Source organism: Mycolicibacterium houstonense (assembly GCF_900078665.2).
Taxonomy (GTDB): Bacteria; Actinomycetota; Actinomycetes; order Mycobacteriales; family Mycobacteriaceae; genus Mycobacterium; species Mycobacterium houstonense.
The window spans coordinates 34,061-52,396 of sequence record NZ_LT546210.1; the positions used below are offsets into that span (position 1 = coordinate 34,061).

At 63.4% G+C, this 18,336-nt stretch carries 18 protein-coding genes and 1 pseudogene; 6 read left to right on the top strand and 13 right to left on the bottom strand.

Annotated elements, in window-relative coordinates:
• The first annotated feature begins 93 nt into the window (after nucleotides 1-93).
• From BN4332_RS33475 to BN4332_RS31815, 4 genes are all read left to right on the top strand, one after another.
• On the top strand, nucleotides 94-519 hold the full coding sequence (locus BN4332_RS33475) for a helix-turn-helix domain-containing protein (RefSeq protein ID WP_160110979.1): 426 nt from the start codon (nucleotides 94-96) through the stop codon (nucleotides 517-519).
• A 2-nt stretch (nucleotides 520-521) separates the two neighbouring features.
• Nucleotides 522-1,334 carry a hypothetical protein gene (locus BN4332_RS31805; protein ID WP_235654364.1) on the top strand — a complete coding sequence of 271 codons (813 nt, stop codon included), beginning with the start codon at nucleotides 522-524 and terminating at the stop codon, nucleotides 1,332-1,334.
• A gap of 104 nt (nucleotides 1,335-1,438) precedes the next feature.
• Nucleotides 1,439-2,182: a DUF2637 domain-containing protein gene (locus BN4332_RS31810; protein ID WP_084459483.1), complete on the top strand. Its 744-nt coding sequence runs from the start codon at nucleotides 1,439-1,441 to the stop codon at nucleotides 2,180-2,182.
• Nucleotides 2,183-2,256: 74 nt separating this feature from the next.
• Nucleotides 2,257-2,751: a hypothetical protein gene (locus tag BN4332_RS31815; RefSeq protein WP_096867197.1), complete on the top strand. Its 495-nt coding sequence runs from the start codon at nucleotides 2,257-2,259 to the stop codon at nucleotides 2,749-2,751.
• A 55-nt stretch (nucleotides 2,752-2,806) separates the two neighbouring features.
• Here BN4332_RS31815 and BN4332_RS31820 read toward each other — a convergent pair whose 3' ends face one another.
• From BN4332_RS31820 to BN4332_RS31830, 3 genes are all read right to left on the bottom strand, one after another.
• Entirely contained in the window at nucleotides 2,807-3,184 is a 378-nt protein-coding gene (locus tag BN4332_RS31820) for a hypothetical protein (RefSeq protein WP_160110980.1), read from the bottom strand.
• A 230-nt stretch (nucleotides 3,185-3,414) separates the two neighbouring features.
• A complete protein-coding gene (locus tag BN4332_RS31825; RefSeq protein ID WP_066904164.1) occupies nucleotides 3,415-3,894 on the bottom strand; it encodes a hypothetical protein in 480 nt (159 codons plus the stop codon).
• A 171-nt stretch (nucleotides 3,895-4,065) separates the two neighbouring features.
• Entirely contained in the window at nucleotides 4,066-4,737 is a 672-nt protein-coding gene (locus BN4332_RS31830) for a Pycsar system effector family protein (RefSeq protein ID WP_066904166.1), read from the bottom strand.
• Between the two features lie 92 nt (nucleotides 4,738-4,829).
• Here BN4332_RS31830 and BN4332_RS31835 point away from each other — a divergent pair.
• Nucleotides 4,830-4,986: pseudogene (locus BN4332_RS31835) on the top strand (translation initiation factor IF-2 N-terminal domain-containing protein); the annotation flags it as partial.
• A 1,747-nt stretch (nucleotides 4,987-6,733) separates the two neighbouring features.
• A complete protein-coding gene (locus BN4332_RS31840) occupies nucleotides 6,734-7,462 on the top strand; it encodes an adenylate/guanylate cyclase domain-containing protein (RefSeq protein ID WP_066904170.1) in 729 nt (242 codons plus the stop codon).
• Between the two features lie 64 nt (nucleotides 7,463-7,526).
• On the opposite strand, the gene eccE is transcribed toward BN4332_RS31840, so the two are convergent.
• The 10 genes from eccE to BN4332_RS31890 form a co-directional block, all read right to left on the bottom strand.
• Nucleotides 7,527-9,227 (bottom strand): type VII secretion protein EccE, encoded by a 1,701-nt coding sequence (gene eccE / locus BN4332_RS31845; protein ID WP_160110981.1) that lies wholly within the window; start codon nucleotides 9,225-9,227, stop codon nucleotides 7,527-7,529.
• Nucleotides 9,164-10,135, bottom strand: coding sequence for a S8 family serine peptidase (locus BN4332_RS35015; RefSeq protein WP_276079873.1), 972 nt, complete (start codon nucleotides 10,133-10,135; stop codon nucleotides 9,164-9,166). Before BN4332_RS35015 ends, eccE begins: the two co-directional genes overlap by 64 nt.
• Before the next feature lie 692 nt (nucleotides 10,136-10,827).
• Nucleotides 10,828-12,366, bottom strand: a complete 1,539-nt coding sequence (eccD, locus tag BN4332_RS31855) for a type VII secretion integral membrane protein EccD (RefSeq protein WP_084459485.1) — start codon at nucleotides 12,364-12,366, stop codon at nucleotides 10,828-10,830.
• Nucleotides 12,363-13,853 carry a MinD/ParA family ATP-binding protein gene (locus BN4332_RS31860; protein WP_160110982.1) on the bottom strand — a complete coding sequence of 497 codons (1,491 nt, stop codon included), beginning with the start codon at nucleotides 13,851-13,853 and terminating at the stop codon, nucleotides 12,363-12,365. The genes eccD and BN4332_RS31860 overlap by 4 nt, the downstream gene beginning before the upstream one ends.
• 127 nt (nucleotides 13,854-13,980) lie before the next feature.
• The gene (locus BN4332_RS31865) at nucleotides 13,981-14,988 is read right to left on the bottom strand and encodes an ESX secretion-associated protein EspG (RefSeq protein ID WP_066904179.1); all 1,008 of its coding nucleotides are present in this window, start codon (nucleotides 14,986-14,988) and stop codon (nucleotides 13,981-13,983) included.
• Between the two features lie 2 nt (nucleotides 14,989-14,990).
• Nucleotides 14,991-15,254: a hypothetical protein gene (locus tag BN4332_RS31870; RefSeq protein ID WP_160110983.1), complete on the bottom strand. Its 264-nt coding sequence runs from the start codon at nucleotides 15,252-15,254 to the stop codon at nucleotides 14,991-14,993.
• Nucleotides 15,255-15,347: 93 nt separating this feature from the next.
• Nucleotides 15,348-15,647 carry a hypothetical protein gene (locus BN4332_RS31875; protein ID WP_066904184.1) on the bottom strand — a complete coding sequence of 100 codons (300 nt, stop codon included), beginning with the start codon at nucleotides 15,645-15,647 and terminating at the stop codon, nucleotides 15,348-15,350.
• 101 nt (nucleotides 15,648-15,748) lie between these two features.
• The gene (locus BN4332_RS31880) at nucleotides 15,749-17,155 is read right to left on the bottom strand and encodes a PPE domain-containing protein (protein WP_074133259.1); all 1,407 of its coding nucleotides are present in this window, start codon (nucleotides 17,153-17,155) and stop codon (nucleotides 15,749-15,751) included.
• Between the two features lie 33 nt (nucleotides 17,156-17,188).
• Nucleotides 17,189-17,485 carry a PE domain-containing protein gene (locus BN4332_RS31885; protein WP_066904190.1) on the bottom strand — a complete coding sequence of 99 codons (297 nt, stop codon included), beginning with the start codon at nucleotides 17,483-17,485 and terminating at the stop codon, nucleotides 17,189-17,191.
• A gap of 183 nt (nucleotides 17,486-17,668) precedes the next feature.
• The gene (locus BN4332_RS31890) at nucleotides 17,669-18,331 is read right to left on the bottom strand and encodes a helix-turn-helix domain-containing protein (RefSeq protein WP_066904193.1); all 663 of its coding nucleotides are present in this window, start codon (nucleotides 18,329-18,331) and stop codon (nucleotides 17,669-17,671) included.
• Between the last annotated feature and the right edge of the window lie 5 nt (nucleotides 18,332-18,336).

An 18,336-nucleotide genomic window follows, 5' to 3' on the forward strand; every position in this document is an offset into this window, starting at 1 on the left:
GGATAGTCAGCTTTGCACGCAACCGTAGTCAGGTGTAGTCGATTATGTCGACAACTGTGGACGACTTTGGTTGATTATGGTTAGTTTTGGGCGGTGGACAAACCCGAGAATCTCGCCGACCCAGCGCCCCCGTCTGGCCCCGCCCGCCTCGATTTCTTCGTGCGCAGACGGTCCGCCCAGATGCGCATCAGCCCTCGTGAGCTGGCGCGCCGCGGCGGCCCCAACCGGACAACCCTGCACAAGGCAATAAATGGAACGGGCCGACTGCGGGAATCAACTCTGACTCGCATCGACACCGCGCTGGGCTGGGCAGAGGGCTCGGCAGCACGGATTCTCGCCGGAGGAGTGCCCGAAACCCGCATGGCCGCAGTCCAGACCGATGAACTGGTCACCACCGTGATCAGCGCGGCGTTGACCATGCTCGGCGACGCCACCGACCTGCTGGTCAACACTCAGACCCTGCTGCAAGAACTGGTGACCGACGACGAGCCCCACGTTGCTGTTACCGGGGGTGCATAGGAGTGTCGACCGCGATCTATACCTTCGCTGAAGAACGCCGCGCGTGGATCGCCGCCCACGCGGGGATCTTCCTCTTTCAGAAGCGCCGCGCAGAACTACTCGGCAAGGCTATTCGCGCCCGTGATCGCCAGCGGCTCGGCGTACGGCCCGACCCTCACGACGACGACGTGACACCGCCCCTGGTCTTCCGTCAAACCTCAACCGCCACGGGAGGGTTCGAGACAGCCATCGTGGTGGCGTGCGCCGTCGCAGCCCCGTTGGCCTGGCCGCTGGGGCGGCTCCTCTACGGGTGGATCACCACGTTGATCCCCGATCGACTGCTTGGCTATCCCATTCCAGCGCTGCTGGGCACCGCGGCACTGTGCGGACTACCGCTCCCGCTGTTCTATGACCCTTCGCCCAGCGTGTGGGCCGTCGTTGTCACTCCGTGGCTGCTGGCACAACTGCCGGCGGTGTTTCTCGCCGCCGGGCTCTATGGCGTCCTGGAGGGCTGGCTTGCCGTCGATGGTTCCAGCCACTGGTGGCCCCTGACTCCCGTCGCCGCGCAACTCGACGACGATCTGTTTCTGGGCGGCCGCGACGTCGCCATGCCCACAATCCTCGACCCCCCGGACCGTGCCGTACCAGCGCGACGCAACCCGCTGTCCATGCCACGCATCAGCACGCCCGCCATCCGCTGGATTCCCTTGCTCGTCACCGGAATCCCAATCACGCTCGGTATCACCTGGTACCTGTGGCAGGTTGCCGCAGCGCTGCTCTCACTGCCTTCAGAACTTCTCCAAACCAACTACCCGCCTGCCAGCCCCTACCTCTAGCCCAACGCCCCCAAACACCGGTTGAGGGACGCGGAGAACTCAACAAGCAAGCCAGTCACCGCATTTCACGCAACCCCACCACCCTCAGAAAAGGCGCCCTATCCATGTGGAGCAAAGTATTCGGATCCAGCGCTGCAGCTGAACTCAGACGAGCCCGCATCTTCTTCTGGGCCGTCATCCTGCTGTCCAGCGCTACCTCCATCGCAGGCAACGGTGCACACACCTGGGTAGCTACCGATGTCACCATTCCTCGTGAGCTGGCCACCGCCGTCGCGGTGGCACCACCGGTTTTTCTCATTCTCTGCATCGAAGGCATTGCTGCTCTCATCCGTACCTTGTACCAGGCGACGTGGCTGTTCTGGGCGAACGTCGTCATGACGGCGATCCTGGCGATCTTCGCCTGCGTCCTCTCCTTTGAAGCATTGCGCGACTTAGCAATCGGCGCAGGAATCCCCCGTGAAATGGCGTTCATGTGGCCCGTCATCGTTGACGTGGCCACCGCCATTGCCACATCCTCCGTCGTCTACTTGTCACGATTCCGCGAAGGTCGGCTACCCGACGTGAACGTCGAGCAGAACATCGAGGAGCCCGACGAACTGTCGGATCCTTCAGATAACGAATCCAGCGCGACCACCATCACACTGCGTGAGGAACACGCTGAACGTGCCGCCACCATCCGCTCGCGCCGTAGGCTGCGCAAGTCCACCGACGAAGTCCAGCGAGTTCTGGCGCTGTCGGACAACGGAAAAACCGTTGACGACATCGCAGCCATCACCAAGATGACCCCCGGTACTGTTCGGCGCATCCTCGGAACCGACCGTGCAGTTGCTGCACTCCACGAGGCGTAAGTGCGCTATGTCGACGGCAATTCGATCATGCGCGTGGATGTTTAAATGTCAGACCGGAGAGGGAGAATCAGGCCATGAAGATCTTCGATGGTGAGCCGTGCAGTGAACGGCTCATTCGCGCGCTGGCCGCTGCCGGCGGCTGCGCGATCTTCGTTGTATTTGTACTGACAACGATCAAGCTGATCGCTTGGCTGCAATCCTCCGCGTCGGCGGTCAGCACGTTGAATGCGGTGGTCGCTGGGTTTGCATTGTGCGGATTGGTCGCCGCAGGATTGATCGCTCGGCACATTTTCGAGCGAGGATCGTCTGGGGCACGCCAGGTCGGTGCGTTACTCACGGATACGGCAACAGGACAAATCTTCGGCGGACTCATCGGTCTTGTCCTCGCCACCGGCTCGATCTCTACTATGGCCGACGCACAAGGACGGGCGTCATTGTTCATGTCGGTCTTGTCGACAGTGTTCTGGGCCGCGGTCGGTCTACGCGGACTGCGGAGCGGCTGGCGGCAATGGGCTTCGCATCGCGAAGCCTTGCGCAATGGGCCTGCGATCGAACGCATTCCGGAATAGCTCCGCCGAACGGCCCCAGACCGCGTAACCCACGTGGCCGAATACCCCTAAGGGATTAACCGGGCTGTCCATCCTCGTTGCAGTCGAACCGCTCGAAGGCGTCACGTTGGATTTCGATGTAGTGCCCCGCGATCACCTGAACCAGCAACCGGTCGATCGCGTCGGGTGTATTCGTCGGACCAGTCCTCGAAGGGCTCTCCCACGACCAGTAGTTCTTACCTCCCCGGCACCACTCGAGATGCGAACTCGGGGTCTCGTAGGGCCGGCCGCCGGGCAGCTTCGCCTGCAGGTACTCGAGAACGTCGTCAGCGGTCATGGCGTTGGGCCCAGCGTGCGGAACCTGCCACACATCCACCCACGCACCGTTCTCACGGTTCTCCCGGGTTTCGAGGACCGAACCGGCAGGCAACTCGATCGGTGCTGGAGCTGCCACTGGCGGCGGTGTCACCGTCATCGTGACCGTTGACGTAGGTGGAGCCGACGGATTGCTACCACACCCACTCAACGCCAACATGGCCACTGCTACGGCCGAGAGACGTCTACACCGATGGTCCCGCAACACCATTGGCACACGATAGCCGGGGGAACAACACAAGGTCGACAGTTCAACGGGGCCCGGCGCAGAGCGCAGCTGCAGCTGCCTCCAAAGCTCCCAGTCCGGTTTCACCCGGCCGCGGTGTCGCTCGATTCTTTCCCATCACTGACCACGAAGCACAGGTCAGGATCGGTGAACATGCCTCGGGGGATGTCCTCGTCCTTGGCCGCCCGCAGCTCTGGGATGCCATCAGGTGGCCCCCATGTCCCAGCTGCGGCGCTAGCACCTTCCCGCTCCACAACGCCTTCCCGTTCGGCCCAGGTCTGTCTGTCGATGTCGACGAGAATCCGCAGCCACGCAGCGTTGCGCTCCTCGACGCTGTCGAAGCACCGCGTGCCTACTCGTACCTGTGTCTCATCGAGGCTCTGATACACAAGCTCATCAAGGCTCTTGGTGTCAGTGAGCGGCTGGGTTTGGAGCAGCTCGATCGACCAGGCCAGCCATGCACCGGCCCCGAGGGCCAGCGCCAATCCGGCCGCCCATACCCAGTTGAACTTCCAGCGCCGTTCGCTGGCGTCGGACTGGTCGGTTTCGTCCGCGACCACCATGTGTTGTACCCCCGTACATTTGACTCTATGGACGCCACGGCACATCGGTGTGCAGGGCCTAGCTGGAAGCTAGCCCCCCATAGATCTGCCTGCGCTGTCAAGGCGGCACGCCGCATCTCGGCGCAGCCATGCCCAACTGCGGTGTTGTATGCCCGCCGCGGCTAACCCTGCCTACTGCGAAACCGACTTCAATGCCAGGTCCAACGCCACCAAGGCCAGCGCACCGCCCGCAGAGAACAGGAACACCAGCGCCCATCCGACCGCTTGGTATTTGCGTCGCGCGACGCATGCGTTCGCCCAAACTTGCTGGCCCAGTTGGCTCAAGAGATCATCGGGCGACAACACAAGTGCCCGCAGTTCCTTCACGTACTCGGTCGACGAGTGCGGATGACGACGGGCGATGTGGTCGAAGTACAACGAACTCGTTGGAGTCTCGTTGCTCGCCAGCCGCGGCCAGAGCGCCACGATCGCTCCCGCCGCAGCGAGCACAATCAGCAACCCGCACAGCGGAGCCGCTAACCTCAATAAGCAGTCGAACTCGGTCTGTTCTTTGACAAGGTTGTACAGGACTCCGCCCATCACACCGGCCGCGGCCAACGTCGCCGCGGACTTCGTCTCAGCGTGCTTGACCCAGTCATTGACCAAACTCACCGCCTTCCATGCCTCTGCCGCATCGACAGCAGGATCGGCCGGAGGATCGACTTCTTCGCCGTCACCGGAATTCGACATGGCGATGAGAATAGCGACCCCCAAAACATGCTGAATCGCAAAACCGAGGATCCTGATGTGTTCCGTTTGCTGGAAGATCCCTCGCAGCCCGACGCCAGGCCATACCCTTTCCATCTGTAGCGCAACCAACGCTGGATTCGGGGTCGACGATTCGGCACAGTTGCGGTCTCATGTTGTTGGAGGATCAGTGGTTGCTGGTGGGCCTCATGGGCGGTAAGGCGCGGGTGCACGAGCTTGCGAAAGAGCTCGGCGTCACCAGCAAGGAACTCCTGGCGAAACTCAGAGAGCAGGGCGAATTCGTCAAGTCCGCCTCATCGACTGTCGAAAGGGCATCCGCCGACCGGTTGCGGGCGCACTTCGGGAACAGACCGCCCAGCGGCCATCAACGCCGTCAGAGTGACGATCAGCAGTCGCCAGGTTCAGGCCGGCGTGGTCAGCGAACCGTCCTCATAACGCCGCCCCACAAGATCAACCCACCTGCGCCGCCACCCCAGTTCACAGAATCCCAACTGGCCGACCTGCGCAGGGACTATCGCCAAGCCTATGCCGCCAAGGATTTCGGCCCCGCGATAACTGAGGTCTTGACGAAATACCAACAGCTGTACCGAGTTTCCCGCTCCGCACTGCGCGACGCCCTGACAGAGGACAAACGTCGCAACGTGGCCGTCTACACGGGGCTGCGACTCTCACGCAACCCTGAAAAACCCGCACGCTCGCGCAGAACGGTTCCGCAGTCGGTCCCAGCCAAACGCCGCGACGAAACCCCTCGTGCACACCCACCGCAGCCACAGGCGCCTACCCGAGACCCTCGCCCCCGTACCCGCAGCGCTGGGCTGCCACCGGCCCGAGCAGATATCCACAAGGTCGCCATCGCCGACATCGTCGTGAAAGCAGACACCGCACGCGACATCGAAAAGATCGCCATCGATCTCGTACCGTTCGATCCAGACGACTCCGCCGACTACGGATTTCTCGCGTGGCGATACGCCACAACCCACCAACACCCGGCCCAGCCACCGGCCAGATCCGCCGGCGATGAGCTCGCCAGCGTTGCGCGTGTCGTCGACAATGCCAAGCATCGACTCCACCAGCTCCATGAAAGCGCCGGCCGCATTCTCGAACACCCCAACCTCGTGCCACGCGCCATTGAAGGCGGCTTCACTGACCTATTCGACCCCGACGACATCGGCCGAACAGCATCCGATGACCGTCGTCGGGTCATGGCCAAACACGCCTTCCTTCAACGCGCCGTCCTCCTGGTTATTGCCAATCCCCAATGCGCAGAACGGTTGTGGGGCATGCTTGATGCGCTGCAACCACCACCGCAACACCAACTGTTCGAAACCACCCCGCTACTGCGGTCGGCGATGGAAGCACTCACTCGTGAGCTGTCGGCAGTCGAAGCCCTACTGTTGTCCGACGAGACCGCTCTTGAACACTTCGTCCACCGATCGCACGCAGAACTGACCGACCTCCATAACGGCCGATTCGACTACTTCCAACAATTCCGGGATGCCGGCGCAAGCTCGGCAACCACGCGCCGCGTCATCTCCGGACTCCCCTTTACCGTCCTACCCCAGGGCGTTCATCTGCGCACATTTCTCACCGACCTACGCACCACCAAGCGGTACCACGGGCACCACCTGGACGAGAACCGCCTTACCGTTCTAGAGGAACTCCAAGAACACTTCGGCGCTCACCGGTGCATCTGGCATAAGGGCTCTGTGACGTCTAACGGCGTCGACAACCGGTACCTTGTCTTGTCGATCGCTTCGGCGACCGGACCCGACGAAAGTGCCGTCGCCATCAGTCCCTTGGCCGGTGAACACGCCACCTACGTTGTGCGCCACGGATGCGCAGACGCACACTGGGCCCGGATCTTCGAGTTAACCAAGGAAGAGGCGCGCCAGCACGGCGCACGGCGGCTGTACTTCCGCGGTGACGCCGACCAGTACACCGACATGCGGGACAAGATCATCTCGATCCTTGAAGGCGATCCTCACGACTTCTACAAGCATTGACCGTGGACCGTGGAGGCTGTTCGCCAGTCAGGTTCCCGGTATTTTGTCCGCGTAGCCGAGCAATCGTTTTGGCAGATGGGTGGGGCGCGATGGATGGCAACTACAAGAGCTACGACTGGGTTGCCAGCAGTGCCCGGATCAAGGAGATTCTCGATCAGCCGGCCGGGCAATTTATTGAAACCAACGACTTGCCTAGCCGTGACAAACTCACATACACGAACGGGTTCTACGGGCGATGCTCAGCTGTCTTCATCGATATTCGAAACTCATCAGGACTCACACAGAAGTACAAACGCCCTACCTTGGCCAAGATCTATCGCTCCTTCATTTCCGAAATGGTTGCGGTACTGAACGGCCATGAGAAAGTCAGGGAAGTCAACATCGTTGGTGATTGCGTGTGGGCCGTGTACAACACGCCATTGAGATCCGATATCGACGGAGCCTTCGCCACGGCATTCAAGGCGAATACCTTGGTCAAGCTGCTGAACAAACAGTTCGCCAAGAAGAGCCTTGACCCGCTGCAGGTCGGTATTGGCGTGGACTATGGCCGTGTCCTGATGATCAAGGCCGGCTACAGTGGGAGCGCCATCAATGATGTGATCTACATGGGAGATGTCGTCAACCGAGCTGCGCATTTGGCGCATAAGGCTGGACGTAATTACCTTGACCCGATATGGGTCGGCCTGGACTGCTATGGAAATCTCAACGACCACAACAGTGGACTCGTTGCGCAACAATGGGATTTCGAGCTCGGCACTGTATACACGGGCAACGTCGTGCTAACCGAAATGAACACGTGGATAGACGAGAACTTCTAGGAACTACCACAGTGTGAGTGTTTATATCGGCTCAATCCACCGCCCCTGAACGCTGCTTACAGCTTCAGTTCAGGTATGCCTGTTCGGCGGGGAATGTGACGGTCTCCAGATCCACGCCGAACCGCTTGGTGCTCAGATGCAGCATCCGGCCGCGCTGGTCGATCCGGATATCAGGGTCGTAACCGTTGCGCACGCCCACGGCAACCGAGATCGGCGCACCGGGGTAGGGATTGGTCCGGCCGTGATGGACCACCATGGTCGGCGGGCGGGTCGGCTGCGCCGATGCATTACCCGTGGTCCAGATGCGAGAGGAGCCGGCCGACATGGTCCAGCGACCCTGATGGTCGTAGACGGCCACCAACTCTCCTGATGCGGTGGCTCGACGAATCAGCTGGCGCACAACAAGGTCCGAGGCATTGACCGCGATCCTTGTCGGCTGCGCCGGGTCGGAAAGCGGCATCAGAACCATGCCGTCGCGTACACCTCCGACGAGAACGCCCGAGGGGCCTACGCCCACAACCTCGTCGAGCTCGGTCTCCAGGTCCGCTGTAGGAAGGTCTGTCAGGCGATCAGCGCCTGGCATGGTGCGGATCAGAGATTCCCACTGCCGGCCGGAGAACCGGCGCAGCGTCGCTGCTGGTGTCGTGCGCATCGGGCGGGCAGTGGTGTAGCGAACTGTGGCCCCGACCCGGACGCCGCCCGGGCGGCGACGCAACGCCACGACAAGGCAGGTGTGGTCGGCGTCGATCGCCCAGACATCCTCCAGGGCCTCAGCAGTCAGGTGTTCGGCCGGGAGGTAGAACCCCGTGGTAAACCCGTGTCCGGGCTGGTGCAGCGCTGTCCAACGGTCGGCGTAGGACGCAGCCAAGACCTCAGGGCCGCCGACGCTTGCCGCAGCGCTCTCGCGCATCTGCGCAGCGGTCAGAATCTCAGCGCGGCAGTTGGCCTGGCGTAGTGCTTTGACGATGCGCTGGGTAGCCGCGATCGCAGCGGTGACGGTGTTAGGCCGCCACAGAAGTCCTGTGGTGGTGTCGGCGGCATGGGTATCGAGCCGGATCACCATCGTTGCGGTGCGCTGACCCACGGCAGCGCGGCGGCGCAGGAAGGCTGCAAAGGCCTCCGAATAGCTGTCGTTGGAGGTGCGTCTACCTTCGCTCACGATGTCTACGTCCACACCGAGTCCGGCCCGGTTCATCTCTGCGGCAACCACGCTGAGGGGCACCGTATTTGGTGTCTGGGCGGAGTCGGGCTTCAGTAGTGTGGGCATGTAGGGCTTGCCCCACAATGCCACCATCGTGACCACGGTGTGTCCGTCGATCAGCACCCCAGTGCGGTCGCCTTCGACATGCACATCGGTGAAGCCGTCCGTACGGACGTCGACCCGGCGATCCTCGCCGGATACGCCTGACTGCTGCTGCTGGGCACCCGACGATTCAGCCGAAGCTGAGCTTGCAGGCTTCGCCGGCTCGGATTTCGGCGTGGGGACAATCCGGTGGGTCCGCCGCCGCATCCACCGCCCGAGCCGCAGCGCCCACTGCCACGCGGTCAGATCGCGGACCTCGACCAAGCACACCAGTACAGCCAACAAGACGGCCACACCGAAGGCGACAGCCAGGCTGACCCTGCACACAATCAACAGCAAGGCGATGACTGCAGCGGTCACTTCAGCGGCCACGACGGACCGCTTCGTCACCCGAAGATTCACAACCATCGGTCCTCCCAAGCCTGAGCGCCAGATCGCCGACGCATTACTGTCGCCACCCAAATAACCACGCCCACAAGAACGCTCACCGCTCCGATCACCGCTCCCGCACCCCATCGCGGGCGCGGATCAGGCTCAGGCGGCGGCGCGGGAATATGAAGCGGCGCCGATACGCCAGGTGCCAGCCAATCCCCCGGTGGCACATCCCAAGTGAGTGCGGCCACCGGATCGACCACGCCATAACCGACCACGTTGTCACGCCCAGCAGGTGGCGGGGTCGCAGTCGCCTGCAGGCGGCGAATCACTTGATGTGCAGACAACTCTGGGAATTTCGCACGCACTAGGGCCGCGGTCCCTGCGACGAACGCCGAGGCGAACGAACTACCGACAATCGGTTTGAGTGTGTCGTTGTCGATGGAGGCATTGATGATGCGCCCATCGGTGGACAAGCCGATGATGTCGGTTCCAGGGGCAGCCAAGCCCACCCACGGTCCGTGCAGTGATGCCTGCTGATCCATCAGCGGTGTGCCGGCGCTGTCGGTCGCCGACACGGCCAGGACGTACTTGTCGAACCACGCAGGGGAGGCCACCGTACGAACCGATTTCCAGCCCAGCGGGTCCACACGGTCGCCAGGGATCGGATCGGGGTTCTGTACGTTGCAGCCTTGAGAGCCCGCGTTACCTGCCGCGGTCACGATCACGACGTCGCGGTCCACCGCGGCGTAACGCAGCGCCGCACCGAGCTGGGATTGATCGCCAAGCTTTGCCACTGGAAGACACGACACCACACTGATATTGATGACTTTGGCCCCGAGGTTGGCCATATGAACGATGGCTCGTGCCAGCGAATTCAAGTCGCCCGCGCGACGAACGTCTTGGGTGTTCTCCCCGTACTGGGGATCGGCGAATCCAAAGGTCTGCGCTGATTGTCGAATGGACACCAGCACCGCATCCGGCGCGATCCCGATCAAGCCGTCTGGACCCCCACCGGGCGCCGGCGCCGCGGGCATCGGGATCCCCGGTGCTGGCCCCCATGCCGGAGCTGCTGGCGGAGGCATTCCCTCAGGAGGCGGCGGTGGTGGTGGCGGAGGTGCCACGGTGGCGGTGGCCGTCACCGTCACCGTGGGCGGAGGCGGCGGAGGTGGGATCGGCGCGGGCGCCGGTGCGGCCGCAGGAAGTGGCGCCTGCGCAACGCCGATGGGTCGCGCCGGTAGCGGCGCGCCTGACGGCGCGCCACCGATCAAGGACGCAATCACGGTGCCATGGGCATCGCAGTCAGCAAGCCCATCGCCGTAGCGGCCCATGATGTAGTCGCCCCCGGCGATTAGGTGCGGCAGCCGCGGTTGAGGAGTGACGCCAGTGTCGATGATCCCCACCACAACCCCGGCTCCCGTGGATTCTTTCCACGCCCTGGGCATGTCGAGCATCTGCAAGGGAGCGGGCAGTTCACGAAAGTCGCTGCCCGGCAACGCTGTTGTTTGCACACATCCAGCGATCTGCTTCATCGGCTCATCCGGGGCAGGTTCAGGATCGGCGGGCGGCGGTCCGGACGGCACGACCGGGGGGTCGAGCGCCAACGCCACACCACTCGACGAGGCCAGCAGGATCGCGACGGATGCCAGTGCGGCCGCTGATCGGGCAGCGCGGCAGGTAGTCGCCACCATCACGCGCCGCCGACAAGATTGCGAGCCCAGGGAATCAGGTTGAGTAGCAGCACCGCCATCGGAACGACCACGAAGAGCAGCACGTACTCGCTGAGTTCTACCCATCGCCGTATCGGCGCGCTGATCTTGGCTTGGGCGATCACCAACGCATTGATCAGCCCCGCTACCACGATGGCCACCGTCGCGCCGACGCAGATCAGCGTCATCGCCAGCGATGGCGGCGTACTGGCGGCGGCATATCGTCCGATGACCACGGCCACTGCGAGCACCGGCGCCACCGTCAACGTCACCGACTGCCAGCGGTCGACGAACGACCGAGAACGGAGCAGCAGGATGGCACAGATCGTCAGGGTAAACAGCAGATGCAGCACCGGACTCTGCGTCCAGCCATCAGCAACCTGCCCGGGAATCACTGCATAACGTGCGGCAACCACCGTGACGATGCCGCAACCCACCAATAGACCAGTGATGATGGCGTTGCCCCGCCGGGTCCATGCCGCGATCTGCTCCGGACTTTCAGTACCAGCGGGATAAACAGGTGACACGGTGTCGCGAGCCGCTCCGGGACGTGTCTCAAACACCCCGCTACCCGTCAGCGACGGAAACCACGGTCCAGGTGTGCCCGATCCTGCCACCCCAAGCGACGTCGCGAACGTGACCAGTACCAGTACCGCCAGCAGCGCCAACACCGCGATCCGTTGGGGAGGAAGCTGCCAGCCCGACGCCTGCACCACCATCGCAGCCGAGGCAAAGCCCGAGACCGTGATCACGGCCGAAATCACTACAAGGTGTTGGCCTCCGGTGAGAACGGCCAACACGACCATCCCGCCGATCGCGGCCACCAGCGCCGCTACCGCGTGCCACGCCCCCGGTGACCCGGGAATTGACACCGCAGCCGCCGTGCAGAACGGGATGATCGCAATCCACGCGAAAGCACTCGCCGCGGCACGACGTTGCGGCTGGGCGGCCCGCGCCGCCAACCACGCCGCCACGACGAGCCCGGCAGTCAACGCCCAGGACACCGCTGCCGGCACCCAGCCCCCGTCAAACCACCACTGCCGCAAAATAATCAGTTCAGCCCACGCGATCAGGCCAGCGCCGAGTCCGCAGGCCACGCGCCGAGGTGTGTCCTCATCCACGGTGTCGAACTGGCGGCGAGCCTCACGGGCAATCGCAGTCGAGACAGTTTCCGTGACAGGCTCGTACTTCTCGGTCGCTTCAACCGGCAACAACCACAGTGCATCGCCGTCGGCCACGCCGCTCTCGTCGAGCGAGCGCTGCGGGTCTAGCGGGCGAGAGTCCGCCCAGCACAGTTGGTAAGTCTGGCCTGTGTCGAGCTCGGGCCGCCGCAGACGACGCAGGCGACGGTTGATCCGCGGAATGAGGTCCTCGACGATGGCAATAAGTGGGACTTCTGCGGCCAGCACATAGTCGGTTTCGGTGTCGGCGCCCACGAACAGGACAACTCGGGTCAATCGGGCCGGCCCTTGGAGGGTGGGTCCCGGCTGACCGTCGCGATTCTGTGTCGGGGTGCTCATGACGCCTCCGCCACCGTGGTGAAGCCGCTAGCGATCGCGGCGGTCACTTCAAGGATTCGACGACGTGTCAATGGCTGGAGCTCGTCGAGCTCGACCACACCAGCCGTGGCGATATGACCGTCATAGGGCACGACGAAAATGCGCTCCGGGGGGATCCATCGTCCGAAACGCTCCTGGATGATCTCGACCAAACTCGCTGTGCTCTTGCGATCGCTGCCGCTGCTGGCCGGGCGGATGTGGTTGACAATCAACACCATTCGATCCAGGAGTTTCCGGTGACGTGGATGATGGCTGAGCCAATCGATCTGCTTGGCCGCGCCTTCGGCGCCGTCGGGCACCGCTGACGCCACCATCACCACGGCGTTGGCGCTGCTGAGTACTCCATCCATCACGGGATGGCCGATATCAACACCGCAGTCGGTGACGACCACGTTGTAAAAGTTCTCCAACTTAGTCAGGGCCCGCTGATATCCCTCAGCGGTGACGCCGCCGGCCTGGGACGCGGCGCCGCGGTGGTACGGGGATGCCAACACGTCCAGGCCCGCGGCGTTGTGACCGACCCGGGCGCGCATATCCGAATATCGCACAATGTTTTGGGCAGCAATGATTTCGGCGTATGACGACGGAGCTGCGCGGTCGATTCGGACTGCCAGGTTGGCGCCTTGAGCAGGATCTGCATCCACTGCGATCACATGTTCATGGGCGCGATGAACCGCGATTTCTGAACCGATGGCCACGGCGGCCGACGTCTTTCCCGCACCGCCCTTGCCGCCGATGACCGCGATCCTCAGTGTTCCGCCCATCGGAGCGGCGATCTGCTCTCTCATGGCCCGTACCCGCTGCTCGTCCGGCGACTCGCCGGTGTTGACTGCGCCGAAGGTCACCTTGTACAGCCACTTGCGCCAGCCTCGACTCGACGGGATCTTCTTGACCGCGACCAGATCGGTGGCGCGGACCTGGTCGCCGAGCAGTTCGCCGCTGCCGGCCGCTGAGATGAAGCCGAGTCCGCCGTCGCGCGGACCGCCCTGGTATGGGTTTTGTTGGCTGAAGGGCTGATCCCGGCGCTGCGTCCCTGGCGGAGCGGCACGCCATGGCTGGCCGGGAACCTGGGGAGGCTGGGGCGGGAACGGAGCGGCTGGCGTCTGCCGCTGTTGGGCGGCGTAGTCGCGGGCCTCTCGCAGTTGCTGAGGGGTGATCTCTTGTGTCAGGTCGTCGTAGCGCGCTGCTGCCGTGTCCGGTGAGTGCCCGGCTGGCTCGCTTGGTGTCGGCTCGCCCGATCGGGGCGGCACCGATGTTGGAGCGTCTGGCCCGCTGGGGACATGATTCGGCGGCGCGCTGTTCACCGGCGGTGGTGGAGCTTGCCGCCGGTGTGCGGCGTCGCCGAACTCTTGTTGATTATGTTGGGGTGGAGGGTAATTCGATGTGTGGCTGGTGCCGTCGCTGGGCGTCGATGCGCCCATCTGCTCGAAGATGTCTCGCTCGCTCATGGGTTCCCCTCTACTCCCCCGGCCAGAGATTCCGCCCTGGCACGGCGGCATTTCTCATCACGTCGCGAGCGTAACAATCGCCGGATTTATACGTCCAGAACGCACCCCAACTTCGCGCGTAACTTTTTTACGAGTGTCGCCGGTAGTGCGACCATTCCGAGCCGCACGGCAGTGAGGACAGCACCTCATCGAGCGCACTTTGAATGCGAGCTTCAGTGCCAGGGGTGAGCATCGTCCATTCCTGGTCATCGAAACCGGTGTCACCTGAGACGAGCACCCTGCCATATATGGTGTCGGTCACCAGCATTGCCTTTTGCGCGGTTCGCGGCCCGTCGAAGTGGTACTCGCAAGCACCGATCGTGGCTCGGGCCGCCGATTGGTCCCCTACAGCCTCGATGATCCGTGCCTGCTCAGCGCTGATCTCAAGCTCGTCGACGAGCTGAGCGACCAGGTTGTTGCCGTCTGGATCGTGCTGCCACTGGCTCACAATGGAATCCAGCACTCTGCTATTGACGCTGAGTCCGCGGAACTCAGCCGGCCCCGTTGAGCCGAGAAGCTCCAGAATCGACGTGCCAACAGGTTTGCGTCCCAAAGGCGTCACGACAACCTCATCAAGCTCACCCGTCGACTGATCGTCAGACTCGGCTGAAGGTTCAACTGCTGAACTCCACACACGTGCCGCGCTGACCCAGGACCCGTCGCGGCAGCATAGGGTTGCAATCCGTTGAGGTGGTTGTTGTTTGCGCCATTCCAGAAGCTGTGCGTATGCCTCGATGGCGGCATCCCCGCCCTTGCTGATGGCCGCCAAGTCTGCGGTGGTCGTGAACACTGGAGGCGGCCCAAGTAGGCGGTCGCTCGGCGCCGCAGGCACGTTAACTTCCACGGTGACTTCAATGTCGGGACGCCCCAGAGTCATCACCCACTGCGCAACATCGGCGTCAACTGCGCCGTTGCTATAGACGCCGGCCTCCTGCAGAACGGCAATACCCGGGTGAGAGGACAGGTCGGCACCTTCGATGCCGTCGGTGGGACGTACCTTCAGGGCACGTGGAAGTCTGCTGATACCGCAGAGCGCGGCTGTCAGCCACAACCCTTCCGAGGTGGTCGACAGCCGCGCTCCAGTTGCGACGGCCATACCTAGATGTTGCGGAATCCGGCTGCGGCGCCGAAGTCGGTGGTCTCAGCGTTCTGGCTGGCCCCTTGAATCGCACTACCGTGGCGGTTGATGGTGTCGAAGACCTGCTGGAAGGCCAACGCGATCTGAGCGTGGCACTCCTGCGCGGCATTCGAGCCGTGCTGCTGCCAGATTTCGGCAACGCTGCGAATGGCGTTGTCAGCGCCCTGCTTGAGCTCAAGCAAGTGATTGACCAGGCTGGACTGGCTCGTCGCGTGCTCGACCATCTTGACGTGGTCATACCGCTGTACACTGACCATTTTTGTTGTCTCCTAACGCTTTCCGAGTGTGATGTTGGTGATGAACAGGCGCGGGTGCGGCTAGGCAGTCTGGATGTTGCCCAGTGCCGCGGTGTTGTCGTGGTTCATCTGCGTGTACTGATGCGCAGAACTCTTGATCTGGTTGATGCACGCCTCGAATCGCGCCGAGACCGTCCGCGCGGTGCTGGCGATGTCTTCTGTGGTGCGCATCGACATGAGTGCCGCATCACCCTGGAAGGCCCCGCCGGTCAGGTCCTGGTTCATAGTCACGTAGCGATTGAGCGCGGCCAGAACCTCGTTGCGGATATTGTCGAGCGAGGTCGCCGCTTCGAGCATCCTGTCGGTATCGGTATTGAACATTCCGGTATTCTCCTTCTGTTACGAATCTGTAGGTCGCGCGCCGTGTGGGGTGGCAGCCCCGGGCGCATACTCCTCCTGCTTATGTGGAAGTGGTTGCGGCGCTACACCTCCTGACCTTGCACGTAGACGACTTCACCTTCATCGGTGTAGACGGGCACGGCCTGCCCGCTTCCATCGTCGACAAGGACCTCCTTGTCAGGATCTGCGACGTCACGGTTCTTGCGCCCGCTTCCGGCACCGCCCGCCCCGGGCATGCCGAGCATGCCGCTACCCATCGGAGCACCCGCCATCCCCCGCGCGCCCGTGCCGGTATCGGCCCGCGGGCCGGCTAGAGGTTTCTCGGAAGCGCTTGCGGTATTCCACCAGGACTGCGGCACCCCGACTGGGCCAGGCATACCTCCGGGCGCAGCCGACGGCTTGGTCAATGCGGCACTGACCGCCGATCCGCCACCGGCATAACCGCCGCTGGCGCTGCTGAGTCCTGACCACGGCGTAGCGCCCATGGAGGTCAGACCGGACAGGCCTGCCGCCGGTGACCCCCCGCCGCCGAAACCGCCCGCGGCCGACATCATCGGCGACATGAGCCCGCCCAGCTGACCGCCGAGGGCCGACGGGAGTTGCTGTCCCTGCGAGAGCAATTGCCCCACACTGCTTGACGCCATCGCGGGCGCCTGCATCATCGGGCCCATCATCCCCTGGGCGGACTGCATGAGCTGACCGGCGTCATTGGGCTGGTTGCCTGGGGCGGAGGGGGAACCCGCCCCAGGCAACCCACCGGCGATCTGGCCTGGTTGACCCGCTTGTGATGCGCTTTGGCCGCCCGCGGTCAGCGCGGCCGTCGTGCCACCGGTGGCCAGGCTCGTCCCGGTAGCGGCGACCCCGGTACCAGCTTGCGCCGCTCCAGACAACGCGGCACCGGCTCCCTGCAAACCCAACGACATCCCGGTTGCGGCTACGCCAGCGGCTGTTGCCGCTGCCGGGTTGGACATACCCGGCAATGCCACCATCGGCACCGCCAGCGAACTCACGAGACCGGAAACTCCGGCGAGGTAGCTCATCATCGCCGAGGCATTCTGACCCCAGTATTCGACGTACTCGGCCTCACCTTCAGCAATCGGGATCGTGTTCACGCCAAGTATGTTGGTCGCGTGTAATGTCGCCACCCGCGTACGATTAGCAACGATCTGACCGAAGGGAACGGTGGCCGCGACCGCACCGCTGTACATCCCCATTCCGCTCTCGACCGTCTTAGCGGATTTCTGGGCATACGCACCCGCAGCGCCCATCCACGCCGAATGTGCCGCAGCACTCGCCGCCATCGCCACACCAGCAGCGCCAAGATAGGAACCACCCGTGTTGGCCGTCGTGCTGGACATCTGGGCCGCCTGCTGAATATGGGTGGCACTGACCGTTTCGAACGCCGTGGCTGCCGGCACATGCGCTGTAGGCCCTGCACCCGCCATCGTCAAGCGAAATGCGTTAACTTCCGGCGGGATACCCCAATACATCCGTTACTCCTGGCCCACGTAATCCGTGTTCGGCTACAGCGCAAGCTGAGCAGCGGCGGTGACATCGGTGGCCACGTGCGCCACCGATGCCGCGGTCGAGGACGCGGCGAACATCGCCCGCTGCATGACACCCACACCGGCTGCGGCATCGAACTGAGCAGCATGGGCAGCGATCGCCTGCGCGAACAGCAGCGACACTTCCTCGCCGCCCATCGGAATGGGCACCAACATCGCAGGCGCCGCACCCGTGACAACGGCTCCGGTAGTGGCCGCGCCGACAGCCTCAGTGGCTCCTTGCGCGGCAAGCATCGGTGCATCGACCAAAAACATGTGAACTCACCTTCCCCATCGGTGCTTAATCTGAGCAGAGCGTAATCCGCCAGCAAAATACGGGGCAACAAGCCAGTCCAAGATTGGTCTCAATTCAACCGTTTTCAACATGCCCTGTTGAACCCCCCGACAGTTCGCCTTTCAGCAACCACTCCCCAACGCCATATGCGCTCGGTCGCACTCTCATTGTGCGCCCTGCCGGCTAGTCCCGCAGACAGGAATTGCACCGCCACCGCGCAACGCCAGCTCGGCGGCCGCGCGTGCACTGTCACCGATCTCGCGCCATCGTTTAGCCAGTTGGTCAGAATCTGCCGCCGCAGCGTCTGCCTCAGCCGCGATCTCACGTAACCGTTCAGCCAGCAGCAGCGACGCCCGGGCCGTCGCGCGCAACGTGGGCTCTCCTCCGGCGAGCACCGCATCGCAACTGCCTGGCTCCCAACCCAACGCCGCACCGAGAGCATCGCGGACACTGCGATTTGCAGGCACCTCTGCGTGATTGATCAGCCGGGACACCACCGGCCTCGACACCCCGGCCAGCCGACTTAGATCCAGCTTGCTCAGACCAATCCCGTTTCGCGCATCATCGATCGCAGACGCCAGACGTTTGGCTGCCGCGATGTCGACATCGGCGATGGGAGAACCGCCGGCGTGAGTGTCTTCACCTCCTGCTCGGGCGGCAACGGTCACCTGAGCACCGGCCAGAACCGCATCAAATGTTCCGGGCTCCCATCCCAGCGCCGCCGCGATCGCATCGCGCTTCACCCGTCGGCCGGGAATCTCGGCATGGTTAATCAGCCGCGACACCATCGCCCGTGACACACCTGCCTTCTCGGCGACGTCCTGCACCAGCA